Genomic DNA, 15,121 nt, shown 5'->3' with positions numbered 1-15,121 from the left:
TAGTAAAAGTAACAGTCAATTTAAAGAATGAGGTTGTCAAAGTTAAGTATGACGTAACAGTTAGACAACTCAACTGTAACTATAAAGGAAATTGTTATGAATCTAAACCGTTTAAATAGAAAAGGAGTTGAAAATGAATGGTGGAAAGAACATTTAATATAAAAGGAATGACTTGTGCATCATGTGTACAGACAGTTGAAAAGGCAATGAAGAAATTGCCTGGAGTTCAGGAAGCTAATGTAAACTTGGCAACAGAAAAGTTGAATATCATTTTTGATGAGAATGCAGTATCTGTACGAGAAATTCAAGCTGCTGTTGATAAGGCCGGGTATAAGGCATTGATAGATAGTGTGCAGAAAACATTTGTTATCACAGGAATGACTTGTGCATCGTGTGTACAATCAATCGAAAAGGCAACAAGGAAATTAGATGGTGTTATGAGCTCTAATGTAAATTTGGCTACAGGAAAAATGGTAATTGAGTATAATCCAACAGTTGTTTCTGTGTCAGACATTATAGAAGCAGTATCAAATGCAGGGTATGAGGCCCGTGAGGATATGGAAACGTCAAGTATAGCCAATGAAGAAAAGGATAAAAAACAAAAGAAAATAAAAGCGATTTGGACACGATTTTGGGGTTCAGCAATTTTCACGATACAATTGTTCTATATTGCGATGGGACATATGGTAGGCTTACCACTCCCAAAAATAATTGATCCAATGGAAAATCCTGAATGGTTTTCACTATTACAATTTATTTTCACGATACCAGTTATAATCTTTGGACGGAATTTTTTCTCGGTTGGATTTAAGACGTTATTTAAAGGACATCCCAACATGGACTCATTGGTTGCATTAGGGACAGGTGCTGCATTTGTCTATAGTTCGGGGGCAACAGTTGCAATTTGGCTAGGGCATTCCAGTTACGCAGAAAATCTATACTATGAGTCCGCAGCGGTAATCCTCACCTTAATTACATTGGGGAAATATTTGGAAGCTCGTTCTATGGGTAAAACATCAGAAGCCATTGAAAAATTAATAGGATTAGCTCCCAAGAAAGCGATTGTTGTAAGAAATGGAAAAGAAGTAGAAGTTACAGTTGATGAAGTAGTTGTTGGTGACACGATCATTGTTAAACCTGGGGAAAAAATACCGGTTGATGGTGTTGTATTAGAAGGAATAACATCTGTTGATGACTCCATGTTAACAGGTGAAAGTATTCCAGTAGAAAAGAATGTAGGCGATAATATTATCGGTGCTAGTATCAATAAGAATGGTACAGTCCAATATCGAGCAACCAAAGTAGGAAAAGATACAGCTTTATCACAAATGATCAAATTGGTAGAAGATGCACAAGGATCTAAAGCACCAATTGCTAAAATGGCTGATATGATTTCAGGTTATTTTGTGCCAATTGTTATTGTGATTGCTATTCTTTCCGGTTTGTCGTGGTATTTCGGAGGACAAACGGGACTCTTTGCTTTAACGATTACCATTTCCGTTTTAGTTATTGCCTGTCCATGTGCTCTTGGCCTGGCTACGCCAACTGCGATTATGGTTGGCACTGGTAAGGGGGCAGAAAATGGTGTATTAATTAAAAGCGGTGGAGCACTGGAAACAACCCATAAAGTTCAGACGATTGTATTTGATAAAACAGGTACAATTACAGAAGGTAAACCTATAGTTACAGATATTATCACGGTAAACGGAATTAAAGAAACAGAATTGCTACAATTAGTAGCCTCTGCAGAAAAGGGCTCTGAGCATCCATTAGCTGAAGCAATTGTTAAGGAGTCAGAAGATAGAGGGCTAGGCTTTTTGAAGTTGGACAATTTCAATGCTATTCCTGGTCATGGGGTCGAAGTGACAGTAGATGACATAACGATTTTAGCTGGAAACAAAAAATTAATGGATGATCGCAACATTTCTTTAGATAAACTAGCAAGAAACTCAGATGATTTGGCAATTCAAGGAAAAACCCCTATGTACATTGCTTTTAATAACGAAGTTGCTGGAATTATTGCAGTTGCTGATACCGTTAAGGAAAATAGCTTACAAGCCATTGAAAAACTTCATAATATGGGAATCGAGGTGGTGATGATCACTGGGGACAATAAAGGTACCGCTGAGGCTATTGCAAAACAAGTTGGTATTCATCGAGTGTTAAGTGAAGTATTGCCAGAAGATAAAGCAAATGAAGTGAAAAAAATCCAAGCAGAAGGTAAGAAAGTAGCCATGGTTGGAGATGGTATTAATGATGCACCTGCTCTTGCACAAGCCGATATTGGGATAGCTATTGGTTCTGGAACGGATGTTGCTATGGAATCCGCAGACATCGTATTAATGAGAAGTGATTTAATGGATGTACCAACAGCTGTGGAATTAAGTAAGTCTACGATTCGAAATATCAAACAAAACTTGTTCTTTGCATTCGCATATAATGTACTAGGCATACCGTTTGCTATGGGAATTATTTACCTTTTGGGTGGACCATTATTAAATCCAATGGTTGCTGGGGCTGCAATGAGCTTAAGTTCTGTTTCAGTATTAGTAAATGCTTTACGTTTAAAAAAATTTAAACCATCAAAAGTTCAGTAAAGGGTGAGAGATTAAAATGGAAGGTAAGCTGGAACTGGAATTATATACAAGACCAACATGTTCAGATTGCCAGGATGCAAAGAAATACCTAATTTCTAATAGAATCCATTATATCGATAAAGACGTAAGTAAAAATCTTAGCTTAGAGGAAGAATTAAAGAAAATATCAGGCACTCAAATCGTTCCGATGTTTGCTTTTTATAAAAAGGGGATATTCGGAAAAAGAAAATTAGTCAAGTATTTTATTGGCTTTGAAAATAATAAAAATGAAATAATTAGTATGTTAATAAAATGAATCAAATAAAACACTTTTCTTTTTATCTTACTCCTAGAAGGGAATTGAGTATACCTGAAGGAGGTGGTGAAATAGGGATTTTATAAAGGCTATATAATAATAGCGTTTTTTTAAAACAAGTTATTATACCCTACCTAGGTAAGGTAAAAATAAAAAGACTTGTGGTTGTAAGTCAATGAAAATGTGAATGTCGAGGAAGCATGTATCTAGTTTTTTGAAGTTAACGTCGATATCTACAAATAATCTCAAGGAAGGGATTTCCTTGGGAACAATATCTAATTTGCAATAAATAGTAACCTAGACAAATTGATTCTATAGCTCGCTATTAATTTGAAGTAGGCCGTTTTTTGAGCCGTTATCCTTGGGCGTATATCTGAGCTACAGCGAAGTTGCTAAAGTGCCCGATTCCCAACAGGTGGCGGAATGAGGCGGAGACTCAGCCGGTGAATGCCTGAAATATATTATGAGGAGGAATTTATATGAAGAAAGTAACACTTAATGTACAAGGGATGTCATGTGGATCTTGTGTGAATAGAATTGAGGGAAATGTAGGTAAGTTAAGTGGAGTTGAATCTGTTAAAGTCCTACTTCCTAAAGGTGAGGTTGATGTAACATTTAATGATGATACAGTTGATTTGAGTGTAATTAAAAGTGCTATTAGGGATTCGGGTTATGAGGTTATGGAAGAACCTAATGAAGAAGATAACCCTGGGTGTTCATGCTGTCATTAATTATAAAAGAGAGACCGGGGACAAAATCCCAGTAAATAAAATATAAATGCGTGGGAGCTTACACTAAAAAAAGTGCAAGTCCCAAAAGTAAATCATCCAGTTCGAATATCCTTACTCCTGTAAGTGTTTGATATGTTTCAATGGATAATGTAGCACTTGCCACCACAGGTAGTAACCACTTGAATAATTTAAATTTAGGGAAAAGCAAAGGTTGGAAAATCCCTAGTGGCACAAACATTAAAATATTAAAAATTCCAAGCAAACTACATGAAACCCTATCCACAACAAATGGATAGGGTTTACGCATTCAATCATATCCAAGTTATTTCTCTTTCATTTGTTTGAAGATATCCAGATTGGCACCTAAGACATTGACTTTATCTTCACCAAACAAACCAAAAACGCGACTTTCAGTATTATTTTTCACAATGGCTTTGATCTCATCTAAAGAAAGACCGCTAGATTGTGCCACTCGCTTCATCTGAATATGGGCAGCATCTACACTGATATGTGGATCAAGGCCAGATCCTGAGGCAGTCATTAAGTCTGCAGGAATTTGTTCGCGTTTCACCCCAGGGTTCGCATTTAAAAATTGTTCAATATCCGTTTCCATTCTTTTTCGGAGCTCAGGGTTGGATGGTGCATAATTGAATGTACCAGAACTAACGCCACTATATGCTGTTTCGCCGTTTGCATCTGGCACAAGATCTTTTTTCGTGTAGGTGTTGTAATTCACAGCTGATACACGTCCCCAAAAATACTCAGGTGCGGTGAAATCCTGACCTACTATTTCAGAGCCGACCCATTCACCATCTACATCAATGAAACTACCATTTGCTTGGTGGTTGAATAACATTTGCGCTACTGCCGTCACTGCAAACGGATAAATTAAACCGCATATAATGAGCAACATGAATGTAACTAAAATCGATTGTTTCGTGTATTGGAAAAATTCCTTCATGTCAATCTTCCTCCTATAGACCTATCATGTGTAAAACGGGCCCGATCATGATATCGATTAGTTTAATGCCAATAAAGGGAGCGATAATCCCGCCAAGTCCATAGACTAATAGGTTTCTATTTAATAGTTTTGAAACACTCATCGGTTTGTATTTAACACCTTTCATTGCAATTGGAATTAGCAATGGAATAATGATCGCGTTAAAAATCAATGCAGAGATAATAGCGCTCATCGGTGAATTTAACTGCATAATGTTTAACGCTCCTATTTCAGGTAAGCCTACCATCAACATCGCAGGAATGATGGCGAAGAATTTTGCTATATCGTTTGCGATACTGAATGTCGTTAAGGCACCACGAGTCATCAGTAATTGTTTCCCAATTTCCACAATTTCGATAACTTTTGTCGGATTCGAGTCTAAATCGACCATATTCGCTGCTTCTTTCGCTGCATTTGTCCCCGAATTCATCGCCAGCCCAACGTTTGCTTGAGCTAGGGCCGGTGCATCATTCGTACCGTCACCCGTCATAGCGACGATTTTACCTTGTCCCTGCTCTTTTTTAATCACATTGATCTTATCTTCAGGTTTGCTTTCGGCTACAAAACCATCTACACCTGCCTCTTTTGCAATTGTTGCAGCTGTTAGTGGGTTGTCTCCTGTACACATAATGGTTTTAATTCCCATTCTGCGAAGCTGTTCGAACCGCTCCTTTAATCCTGGTTTTACGACATCCTTCAGATAAATAACTCCAAGGATTTGTTCGTTTTTTGATACTACTAAAGGAGTTCCGCCTTGTGATGAAACTTCATACACAATGTTTTCCAAATCTTTTGGTAGTGAAAAGCCAGCTACGATGCTCATTTTTTTGATCGAGTCATAAGCACCTTTGCGAAATTTTGTTCCATCTTGACAATCAAGCCCGCTCATACGTGTCTGTGCTGTAAATGAAATGGGATTGCTTGTTTCGATAATCTTTTTTTCATCAGTCACATTAACATTTAATTTGCATGCAAGTGATACAATGGATTTCCCTTCAGGTGTATCGTCTGTGAGTGAGCTTATCCATGCAGCACGAATCAGTTCGTTTTTATCCACTCCTTTAATAGGGATAAATTCTGCTGCTAGGCGGTTCCCATAAGTGATGGTCCCTGTTTTGTCTAAAATCAAAGTATCGACGTCACCACATGCTTCGACAGCTTTCCCAGACATTGCGATAACATTAAACTGTGTGACTCTATCCATTCCTGCAATCCCGATGGCCGACAATAGCCCTCCAATCGTGGTCGGAATTAAACAGACAATCAATGCAATGAAGGTAGCAACCGAAATATTTAGATTCAAGTACGTAGTCATTGGGTAAAGTGTGACGACAACTAGTAAGAAGATAATGGTCAAACTGACTAATAATGTGTTCAAAGCAATTTCATTCGGTGTTTTTTTACGACGTGCCCCTTCTATAAGTGCAATCATTTTATCTAAAAATGATTCACCAGGACGTGAAGTGATTTCAATTTTTAACCAATCACTTGTGACTGTAGTGCCGCCTGTAACTGAAGAAAAATCACCGCCACTTTCCTTTACGACTGGAGCTGATTCACCAGTGATGGCTGATTCATTCACAGTGGCAATCCCTTCAATGACTTCGCCGTCGTTTGGAATGACTTCACCTGCACGAACGATGACAATATCTCCTTTTACAAGTTCATTGGCTTGCTTCGTAATTTCTGATCCATCAGGAAGGATCACGTGCGCCTCTGTCACTGTTTTTGTCTTTTTAAGTGTTAGCACTTGTGCTTTCCCACGACCTTCTGCGACAGATTCGGCAAAGTTCGCAAATAATATGGTGACAAATAGAATACTAGCGACAATGGCATTATAAAGGCGTAAATTTCCTGCATCTCCATCTCCCCATAGATTTGGAAAAATGGCTAGGATAAGTACAAGGATAAACCCGATTTCAACAACAAACATAACCGGATTTTTTACCATATAGACTGGGTTTAGTTTTTTGAAAGCCCCTAAAACTGAACTCTTCATAATTTCTCCAGTTATAAAACTCTTTTTTGATGTAGTTTCCATTATTTTATCTCCTCATCAAGAACGTATTTGTAAATGTTCTGTAATCGGACCGAGTGCTAAAGCGGGTAAAAATGTTAATGCGCCAATCATTAATACAATGGCGACAAGCATGAATGCGAACATAGCATTGTCGGTTTTCAAAGTACCTACTGATTCATTGTGCAAGACTTTTTTGGCCAACAGGGATGCAATAGCAAGTTGAATAATGATCGATAAATAGCGTCCAAAGAACATCGCTAGACCTGTCGTTATGTTCCAAAACGTAGAATTATCGGATAATCCTTCGAATCCAGAGCCATTGTTTGCTGAAGATGAAGCATATTCATAAAGCACCTGTGATAACCCATGAGCACCTGGATTTGTGATTCCATTCATTCCAGCTGTCGTCGAAACGGCAAGTGCTGAGAACCCTAAGATAATAGCGGGGTGGATTAAAATGCAAAGCGCGATTAATTTCATTTCTTTTTCTTCAATTTTCTTCCCTAAAAATTGGGGAGTACGACCGATCATTAAACAGGCAATGAAAATGGTTAACATGACATACATCATCATGTTCATCAAACCGACTCCCTTACCGCCAAATACGACGTTTAACATCATATTAAACAGTGGTACCATACCACCAATTGGTGTTAAGGTATCATGCATATTATTAACTGTTCCGGTCGTGAAGGCAGTTGTTACGGTCGTGAATAAAGCAGATTGAGCGATACCGAAACGCATTTCCTTCCCTTCCATACTCCCTAAATCCTGTGTGATACCAAGCTTGTCGATAATAGGGTTACCAGCAAGTTCAGCCAAATAACAAGTCGTTAGACCGATGAGAAACAGAAACCCCATCGCCGCAAAAATGATCAATCCTTGTTTGCCGAAAATTGTTTTCTTCTTTTTTCGTTTGACGACCATCAGACTGAATGCCACAACACAAGCGCCGGGGAGAAGCATCATGGATAATAATTCTATTATGTTTGATATGACCGTTGGGTTTTCATACGGCGTTGTGGAATTGGCACCGTTGAAACCACCACCGTTTGTACCAACATGCTTAATGGATTCAAGCGAAGCGACAGGTCCAAGTGCGATATCTTGCATTTTTCCCTCAATAGTGTGAACCGTTTCATTTGAATGAAATGTTTGAGGTGAACCTTGGAACACCAATAGTAATGCCACAATAGTAGCGATTGGAATTAAGACACGAGTCGTTACACGTACAAGGTCTACAAAAAAATTGCCAAGAGTATCTGTATTTGCCACTAGACGACGACAGAAAGCCATACAGGCCGCATAGCCCGTTGCAGCCGATGTAAACATCATGAATGTGATGACAAGCATCTGTGCCAAATAACTTAAACCGGATTCACCGCTATAATGTTGTAAATTTGTATTCGTCATAAAGGAAATAATCGTATTAAATGATAGAGTTTCTTCCATGTTACCGATGCCATTCGGGTTCAAAAACAACGACGATTGAATGCGTAATATAATATAGCCTACAAACACCATAACCGCATTTGAAAGAATCAATGCTGACACATATTGTTTTCCAGTCATATTGTTATTCTTAATGCCACTAATTTTATAGATGGCATGATCGATGCGGTTCATCACCGGATCCATCCATGTTTTTTGTTGCATTGTTACATGGTATAAATAATGACCCACTACAATGACAAGCGGTAAATAAATTCCAAGCACCAAAGCGATTTGCCACATATCCTTTACCTCCTACAGGCGTATTAATCGTTTTCTGAGTAGAGTAATGCATGACCCAAGTAACCAAAAACCAATACAATGATGATACCTAGCACAATCCACATACCCAATCCTCCTTAATTGTTTACTAGTTTATAACACCAGAATGTTAATCCATAAAGACTGGCAAAACTGATCATTAGCACGCCAATCATACATACATCCATCATGTGCCCCACCCTTTCTGCATAGTGATTAGACTCATTATAATGAGATTCGAATTAAAGTAGCGTTAGAGAAATGTGATTTGTATTAAGGTGATATTAAGGTGAAAATCTTTATGCCGCCTTAATGCGAATCAGAAGTATAATGAATTTGGGGGGTGTGAAGCAATGGAAGATAAGCGTCCAAGTTCAGAAGAGATTTTGGCGAAAATTAAACAATTAGAAAAAGGGGACGGGACTGGCAAATTAAAAATATTTCTAGGGTATGCGGCAGGAGTTGGCAAAACCTATGCAATGCTTAACACTGCCCATCAAGATCAAAAATTAGGCATAGATGTTGTCGTCGGTTATGTTGAGCCACATGCCCGGCCAGAAACAACCGCCTTACTAAATGGACTTGAAATAATACCGACTAAAAAAATTACTTATAAAGGAAAGACATTTGAAGAATTAGATATTGATGCGGTGCTTGAACGAAACCCTACGCTTGTGTTGATTGATGAATTGGCGCATACCAATGTACCATCAATGCGCCATCTAAAACGATTTGGTGATGTAGAAGAACTGCTTGCAAAAGGGATCGACGTATACACCACTGTTAATATCCAGCATATTGAAAGTCTTCATGATTTGGTGGAAGAGATTACGGGAATTCAAGTCCGTGAGCGTATACCAGATTATTTAATTGATAACGCAGCACAAATTAGACTCGTTGATGTTGAGCCGGAAGATCTCATCCAGCGTTTAAGAGAAGGGAAAATCTATCAATCTGAACAAGCAGAAAAAGCGATGGAGCATTTTTTTCAAAAGTCGAATTTAGTGGCACTTCGTGAAATAGCGTTACGTCGAACAGCAGATACCATTTACTATAAGCAGTCGCTCGAAAATGTTTCACTTTCCAACAATACACAGGTGGAAGAACATTTATTAGTTGGTATTAGTAGTTCACCTACAAATGCAAAAGTGATCCGAACTACTGCACGACTTGCTCAAGCGTTGCATGGAAAATTCACAGCATTATATGTACAAAAGTCAACAAATAAAGAGGATGAGGCGAATTCCGAGAGATTGAAACTGCACATCAAACTAACTGAGCAGCTTGGCGGTCATGTCGTAACCGTTCAGGAGGAAGATGTGGCAGTGGCACTCGCTAATTATGCACGAATAAGTGGAGTGACAAAGCTTGTTATCGGAAAAACTTCGACGAAAGCGCAATGGTGGAGGCCCAATTCCAAAATTAGTGATCGCCTCAGTAGTTATGTGCCCAATTTGCCTATGTATATTGTACCGGATAGAGAAAACGAGTCCCTACGTTTTCAAGGGATTGTACCGCAACTTAAGTTTGCTTGGATGGACTTGTTGAAAATGGTAATTATTTTTGGCATAGCTTCAGCCATTGGAATGATTTTCTTTACTTCAGGTGTAAGCGAAGCGAACATTATTACCATATATATTTTGGGTGTATTGGTGCTTGCCATGTGGTCGACGGGTTGGGTGATCAGCGTTATTAGTTCGTTGGTTGCGGTGCTGATCTTTAATTTTTTATTCACGGAACCGCGTTTTTCATTTGAAGCATACCACTGGGACTATCCCATGACGTTTTTAATTATGTTTATATCAGGGCTAATAACAAGTAGCTTGACTCGAAAAGTAAAAAAGCAAGCAGTCGAAGCTGTCCGCAAGTCCTACCGGATGGAAGTGCTGTTTGAAACCAATCGTAAATTGCAGCATGCAAGATCACTTGAAGAAATCATTTCAGAAGGCATGACGCAAATTGTTAAGCTTGTTGAAAAACCAGCAGTATTTTTCGATATGACGAACCAATTAATAAAAAATAAAATGTTTTTCAAGACCCATGTGATGACCGCTGCGGAAAATAATGCGAATGAAGCACTGTTTGATAATGTGAACGAACGAGGGGTCGTGGCGTGGGTCGCAAATAATAAGCAAGCGGCTGGTGTCACGACGGATACGTTTCCTGAAGCAAACGCGTATTATATACCGATTATTTACGGCATGAACGTGGAAGGTGTCGTCGGAATTATGCTGACAAGGGAATCTCCACTTCCTTCATTCGAACGACATATTCTAGATGCAATCATCAATGAATTTTCGTTTGCACTTGATAAATATTATTTGCAAAAAACGAATGAAGAAGTAGTCCGAGAGGCGGAACTAGAGCAAATGCGTGCCACCTTTTTGCGGTCGATTTCGCATGATTTACGAACACCGTTGACGAGTATTTCTGGAAACTCAGATATTTTACTATTGAGTGGGGAACAGATTGATGACACACAAAAAAATCAGCTATATCACGATATTAATAGTAACTCGAAGTGGCTTTTGCAAATGGTCGAGAATTTACTAGCTGTCTCAAGATTAGATGGCGGGGAACTGTCTATTGAAATGCAACCGGAGCTTGTTGAAGATATTTTGCAGGAAGCACTTTCGCATGTGATGCACAACGAAAATACACATCGCATTCATTGTCATGTCGAATCAGAGTTGTTATTTGCGATGATGGATGCCCGGCTTATTATCCAAGTCATCATTAATATCGTCAATAATGCATTGACCTATACACCTGCAGGAAGTGAGATTTCCGTGATTGCACAAGAAGTGGGGGATCACGTCCAAATACGTATCTTGGATAATGGTCCTGGGATTAGTGATTCTTTAAAAGCGCGGTTATTTGAACCATTTACTACAGGTAAAATCTACCGAAGTGACAGTCGGCGTGGTCTTGGACTCGGTCTATCCCTATGCCAAGCCATCGTAAAAGTACATGAAAGTGAACTCACAGTGGAAGATAATGTGCCAACGGGTGCGATTTTTAGTTTTACACTTAAAAAAGGAGATGTCCAAGTCAATGACTAACCGAATTTTAGTAGTAGAAGATGATTTGGCAATCGGAAACTTAATCAAAATGGCTTTGAGTACGCAACATTATGAATATGCGATTGCATTAGACGGTAAATCCGCATTACAAGAAGTAATATCGATGCAACCGGACGTAGTTATTTTAGACCTTGGTCTCCCAGATATGGATGGTATCGATGTTATCCGAAAAATCCGGAGCTGGTCGCAAATACCAATTATCATCGTGAGTGCGCGTGATGAGGAACGTGATAAAATAAATGCCCTCGATGCTGGAGCTGATGATTATGTAACAAAGCCTTTCAGTGTGGATGAACTATTGGCCCGAGTTCGTGTGGCGTTTAGAAGAATTTCAGGTTACCACCAGATTGGGAAAGAACAGTCTGAATTTATAAACGGTAACTTACGCATCGATTATTTGGCAAACACGGTATTTATGAATGACGTAGAAATACATCTAACGCCAATTGAATATAAGTTGTTAGTGGTGTTATCAAAACATGTTGGCAAAGTTCTGACACATAACTTTCTTTTGAAGGAAGTATGGCAACATGTATCACAATCAGACGTACCGAGTTTACGGGTATTTATGGCAACCTTGCGCAAAAAAATAGAGGATAATCCAGCGAAACCGAGATATATTCAGACACATATACGCGTTGGCTATCGAATGTTACGGTATGATGACGAATAAAAGGCGATCGTAAGGGAATTCTAATGTGATTAAACCAATGTATAATCTACTAACGCTATATAATTATTTCAAAGACTCAAAGTGGTGTCCTATTTCAAATTCTGTCTAAATTTTGTTACATGTTGTTTCTACGACAGCATGATCGTATGAATAATCTATCATGCTAAAATAAGTCGCTAAAAAACAGTCTAGTTTAGTGTGGACATATTTAGAAGGGGAGATGACTACTTGTTTAGATAAGGATAGCCAATTTAAAAAATTGGGAGAAGTCTGTAATATTCCTGTCTATACAAACTTTAGCACGTAATCATACCTTATTGACGTAGAGGCTTCTACAAAAACACTTTAAGGAGAGATATCTATGTCTAACAATAAAGGTTATGGTTGCGGTTACGGTTATGGCTTTGCATTAATCGTCGTGCTATTTATTTTATTAATTATTGTCGGAGTATCTTATTGTTGTTAAATTATTCAAGAGAGGAGAGCTACCCTGTAAGTTGGGTAGCTCTTTTTATTGATCAGCGTATTCATAATCTCCAGGAGGTTGTTTCAACTGGAATGTTATGGGCTGTATATATATAGGCTCAAATGTTATAGTTAGGTGAAGGAAGAGTATGCCGTTTGAAGATTATTTTAATAGGGGGATTTATGATTTATTTAAATGCATTTACATTTCCGAATGAGGATATGGAATTTGACTTTTTCTTAGAAGTAAAGAGGACGTGCTATGATTCGTTTTATCCATTTAAGGTATTATCTAGACGTGGTTTTGATAAAATGGTATGTGAGCCAGTTACGATTTTATATGGAGGAAACGGTTCAGGAAAATCTACAGCATTAAATGTGATAGCAGAAAAAACGGGAGTCAAACGTGATTCCATCTATAACAAATCAAGTTTTTACCCAGATTATGTGAAAATGTGTGGGATGCAGCTAGGGACGGATATTCCCGAGAATAGCAGAATTATTACAAGTGATGATGTATTTGATTATATGTTGAATATCCGAAACCTTAATGAGGGGATTGACCAGAAACGGGAGAAACTTTTTGAGGAATATTTAGATGCGAAATATTCTAAATTTCAACTGAAGTCCATTGAAGACTACGAACAACTGAAAAAAGTAAATACAGCCAGAAGAAAAACACAATCACGTTTTGTGAGAAGTGAACTAATGGATAATGTAAGGGAATATTCAAATGGGGAAAGTGCATTCTCCTATTTCACTGAAAAAATTGGTGAAAATGGGCTTTATATATTGGATGAGCCGGAAAACAGTCTTTCTCCACAACGTCAGATAGAATTAATGAAATTTATTGAGGACTCTGCGCGTTTTTTCGGCTGTCAGTTTATTATATCAACACATTCCCCATTTCTGCTTTCGATGCGTGGAGCCAAAATATATGACCTCGATGAAAAACCTGTTAGGACGAAGCGGTGGACAGAGTTGGAAAATGTGCGTACATATTATGAGTTTTTTAAAAGAAATGAAGAACAGTTTTGATGTGATTTGGACGGAAATAAAGTAAAATACAAAATGTAGTATTTTAATGGGAAAAATAAATGGTAATAAGGACTCTAATCCTTTCTAATGGGCGATAGCAGAAAGTGTCGTAGTTTATTTTTGATGTTAAGCGTTCAAGAAGGGGAATAGTCTTTCTAATTCCAACTAAAGAGGTGTGATGATGTCAAAAAGTAATAACTCACCATTTAAAATGGTAGTAATGATCACTTTAATCGTGGTTGCTTTATTTGTAGCATTGGTAATTCTCAACAATAGAAATTCTGATTCGAATCATGATACAACCTTCGATCAACAGCCACCAATAGAGGGACAACCTATGCAAGGTAATTCCGATGCTCCAGTAACTGTTGTTGAGTTTGGTGATTTTAAATGTCCTTCCTGTAAAATTTGGGGAGAAACTATTTATCCAAAATTAATCAGTGATTATGTAGATACTGGAAAAGTGAAGTTTTCCTATATAAATGTATTATTTCACGGTGAGGAATCCAAATTAGGATCTTTAGCGGCAGAGTCAGTATATAAAGAAAGTCCAAATAGCTATTGGAAATTTCATAAAGAACTATTTAATGCGCAACCGAATGAAAATCACGATGGATTATGGATAACAAATGAGAAAATTTTAGAAATAGCCAAAACGATTCCTGGCATTGATACACAACAGCTACAAAAGGATTTAGAGAATGAGTCTGGTTTAGCGGAAGTCAATAAAGATGCGAAATTGGTGGAAGAGTTTAAAATACAATTTACACCAAGTATTATGGTAAACGGTACGATGCTTGAAGATCCGTTTGATTATGATCAAATGAAAAGTCTTATAGAAAAAGAATTGGAAGGTAATTAAGTATGGTGAATATAAGACAATATTCCCTATATTTTGCTTGGATCGTTTCAGTTGTCGCTACCCTAGGAAGTCTTTATTTTAGTGAAATCCGTGGATTTATACCTTGTGAATTATGTTGGTATCAACGTATTTTGATGTACCCGTTAGCTTTAATACTGGGAATAGGGACATTTCAAAATGACCAAACTGTCAAAAAGTTCGTCTTACCAATGGCGATGATTGGTTGGTGCATATCACTTTTCCACTACCTTGAACAAAAAGTACCAGGATTTGCGGAAATTAAGCCTTGTGTCAATGGTGTCCCTTGTAATACTGAATATATTAACTGGCTTGGATTTATTACAATCCCATTTTTAGCATTGATTGCCTTTTCGATTATTATCGTATTCATGCTTTTTACAAAACCCTCTCAGAAGTGAAAAAGATGAAGGGAACAGTTATTTAAATATCGATCGTAAATCTAGCTTATTCTACTCATCATGCGACACCGCGAATAATCTTGTTTCCCATGTATATTTCAAAAGTAACCCTTTTTTCTAAGATATTAGAAAAGGGTTACTTTTTTTAAGTTTTCTGCTTTATAGACATCTAGGTCCCCTCATTCG

At 37.9% G+C, this 15,121-nt stretch carries 13 protein-coding genes; 9 read left to right on the top strand and 4 right to left on the bottom strand.

All coding sequences use genetic code 11. The features are described 5' to 3' along the window. Nucleotides 1-137 precede the first annotated feature (137 nt). The 3 genes from J2S13_RS04345 to J2S13_RS04335 all read left to right on the top strand — a co-directional run bounded on the left by J2S13_RS04345 (nucleotide 138) and on the right by J2S13_RS04335 (nucleotide 3,623). Nucleotides 138-2,597, top strand: coding sequence for a heavy metal translocating P-type ATPase (locus J2S13_RS04345; protein WP_307256483.1), 2,460 nt, complete (start codon nucleotides 138-140; stop codon nucleotides 2,595-2,597). A 16-nt stretch (nucleotides 2,598-2,613) separates the two neighbouring features. Further along, nucleotides 2,614-2,892: a glutaredoxin family protein gene (locus tag J2S13_RS04340; RefSeq protein WP_307256482.1), complete on the top strand. Its 279-nt coding sequence runs from the start codon at nucleotides 2,614-2,616 to the stop codon at nucleotides 2,890-2,892. A 479-nt stretch (nucleotides 2,893-3,371) separates the two neighbouring features. Next, nucleotides 3,372-3,623, top strand: a complete 252-nt coding sequence (locus J2S13_RS04335) for a copper ion binding protein (RefSeq protein ID WP_307256481.1) — start codon at nucleotides 3,372-3,374, stop codon at nucleotides 3,621-3,623. Nucleotides 3,624-3,681: 58 nt separating this feature from the next. Here the strand turns inward: J2S13_RS04335 and J2S13_RS04330 are convergent, their stop codons facing one another. The 4 genes from J2S13_RS04330 to kdpA are packed head-to-tail and all read right to left on the bottom strand — an operon-like array spanning nucleotide 3,682 to nucleotide 8,377. Next, entirely contained in the window at nucleotides 3,682-3,930 is a 249-nt protein-coding gene (locus tag J2S13_RS04330) for a VanZ family protein (protein ID WP_307256480.1), read from the bottom strand. A gap of 15 nt (nucleotides 3,931-3,945) precedes the next feature. Continuing rightward, nucleotides 3,946-4,584: a K(+)-transporting ATPase subunit C gene (gene kdpC / locus J2S13_RS04325; RefSeq protein WP_307256479.1), complete on the bottom strand. Its 639-nt coding sequence runs from the start codon at nucleotides 4,582-4,584 to the stop codon at nucleotides 3,946-3,948. A gap of 13 nt (nucleotides 4,585-4,597) precedes the next feature. After that, nucleotides 4,598-6,664: a potassium-transporting ATPase subunit KdpB gene (gene kdpB, locus J2S13_RS04320; RefSeq protein WP_307256478.1), complete on the bottom strand. Its 2,067-nt coding sequence runs from the start codon at nucleotides 6,662-6,664 to the stop codon at nucleotides 4,598-4,600. Between the two features lie 15 nt (nucleotides 6,665-6,679). Further along, nucleotides 6,680-8,377 carry a potassium-transporting ATPase subunit KdpA gene (gene kdpA / locus J2S13_RS04315; RefSeq protein WP_307256477.1) on the bottom strand — a complete coding sequence of 566 codons (1,698 nt, stop codon included), beginning with the start codon at nucleotides 8,375-8,377 and terminating at the stop codon, nucleotides 6,680-6,682. A gap of 371 nt (nucleotides 8,378-8,748) precedes the next feature. On the opposite strand from kdpA, the gene J2S13_RS04310 reads away from it, so the two are divergent. The 6 genes from J2S13_RS04310 (at nucleotide 8,749) to J2S13_RS04285 (ending at nucleotide 14,935) form a co-directional block, all read left to right on the top strand. Continuing rightward, nucleotides 8,749-11,457 carry an ATP-binding protein gene (locus J2S13_RS04310; RefSeq protein ID WP_307256476.1) on the top strand — a complete coding sequence of 903 codons (2,709 nt, stop codon included), beginning with the start codon at nucleotides 8,749-8,751 and terminating at the stop codon, nucleotides 11,455-11,457. Then, nucleotides 11,450-12,151, top strand: a complete 702-nt coding sequence (locus tag J2S13_RS04305) for a response regulator (RefSeq protein ID WP_307256518.1) — start codon at nucleotides 11,450-11,452, stop codon at nucleotides 12,149-12,151. The genes J2S13_RS04310 and J2S13_RS04305 overlap by 8 nt, the downstream gene beginning before the upstream one ends. A gap of 361 nt (nucleotides 12,152-12,512) precedes the next feature. Beyond that, entirely contained in the window at nucleotides 12,513-12,617 is a 105-nt protein-coding gene (locus J2S13_RS04300) for a YjcZ family sporulation protein (protein WP_307256475.1), read from the top strand. Between the two features lie 182 nt (nucleotides 12,618-12,799). Further along, on the top strand, nucleotides 12,800-13,654 hold the full coding sequence (locus J2S13_RS04295; RefSeq protein WP_307256474.1) for an AAA family ATPase: 855 nt from the start codon (nucleotides 12,800-12,802) through the stop codon (nucleotides 13,652-13,654). A gap of 181 nt (nucleotides 13,655-13,835) precedes the next feature. Then, nucleotides 13,836-14,516, top strand: a complete 681-nt coding sequence (locus tag J2S13_RS04290) for a DsbA family protein (RefSeq protein ID WP_307256473.1) — start codon at nucleotides 13,836-13,838, stop codon at nucleotides 14,514-14,516. Between the two features lie 2 nt (nucleotides 14,517-14,518). Further along, complete coding sequence (locus J2S13_RS04285) at nucleotides 14,519-14,935, top strand: disulfide oxidoreductase (protein WP_307256472.1); 417 nt, start codon at nucleotides 14,519-14,521, stop codon at nucleotides 14,933-14,935. Nucleotides 14,936-15,121: the final 186 nt, after the last annotated feature.

This window comes from Oikeobacillus pervagus (assembly GCF_030813365.1).
Lineage (GTDB): Bacteria > Bacillota > Bacilli > Bacillales > DSM-23947 > Oikeobacillus > Oikeobacillus pervagus.
This window is presented reverse-complemented; position numbering and strand designations above follow the sequence as displayed.

What these genes read in the sequence shown, in the direction of transcription:
- kdpC (WP_307256479.1), bottom strand. Translation starts at nt 4,584, where the DNA reads ATGAAGGAATTTTTCCAATACACGAAACAATCGATTTTAGTTACATTC.
- J2S13_RS04305 (WP_307256518.1), top strand. Translation starts at nt 11,450, where the DNA reads ATGACTAACCGAATTTTAGTAGTAGAAGATGATTTGGCAATCGGAAAC.
- J2S13_RS04345 (WP_307256483.1), top strand. Translation starts at nt 138, where the DNA reads ATGGTGGAAAGAACATTTAATATAAAAGGAATGACTTGTGCATCATGT.
- J2S13_RS04285 (WP_307256472.1), top strand. Translation starts at nt 14,519, where the DNA reads ATGGTGAATATAAGACAATATTCCCTATATTTTGCTTGGATCGTTTCA.
- J2S13_RS04330 (WP_307256480.1), bottom strand. Translation starts at nt 3,930, where the DNA reads ATGCGTAAACCCTATCCATTTGTTGTGGATAGGGTTTCATGTAGTTTG.
- J2S13_RS04310 (WP_307256476.1), top strand. Translation starts at nt 8,749, where the DNA reads ATGGAAGATAAGCGTCCAAGTTCAGAAGAGATTTTGGCGAAAATTAAA.
- J2S13_RS04290 (WP_307256473.1), top strand. Translation starts at nt 13,836, where the DNA reads ATGTCAAAAAGTAATAACTCACCATTTAAAATGGTAGTAATGATCACT.
- J2S13_RS04300 (WP_307256475.1), top strand. Translation starts at nt 12,513, where the DNA reads ATGTCTAACAATAAAGGTTATGGTTGCGGTTACGGTTATGGCTTTGCA.
- kdpA (WP_307256477.1), bottom strand. Translation starts at nt 8,377, where the DNA reads ATGTGGCAAATCGCTTTGGTGCTTGGAATTTATTTACCGCTTGTCATT.
- kdpB (WP_307256478.1), bottom strand. Translation starts at nt 6,664, where the DNA reads ATGGAAACTACATCAAAAAAGAGTTTTATAACTGGAGAAATTATGAAG.
- J2S13_RS04335 (WP_307256481.1), top strand. Translation starts at nt 3,372, where the DNA reads ATGAAGAAAGTAACACTTAATGTACAAGGGATGTCATGTGGATCTTGT.
- J2S13_RS04295 (WP_307256474.1), top strand. Translation starts at nt 12,800, where the DNA reads ATGATTTATTTAAATGCATTTACATTTCCGAATGAGGATATGGAATTT.
- J2S13_RS04340 (WP_307256482.1), top strand. Translation starts at nt 2,614, where the DNA reads ATGGAAGGTAAGCTGGAACTGGAATTATATACAAGACCAACATGTTCA.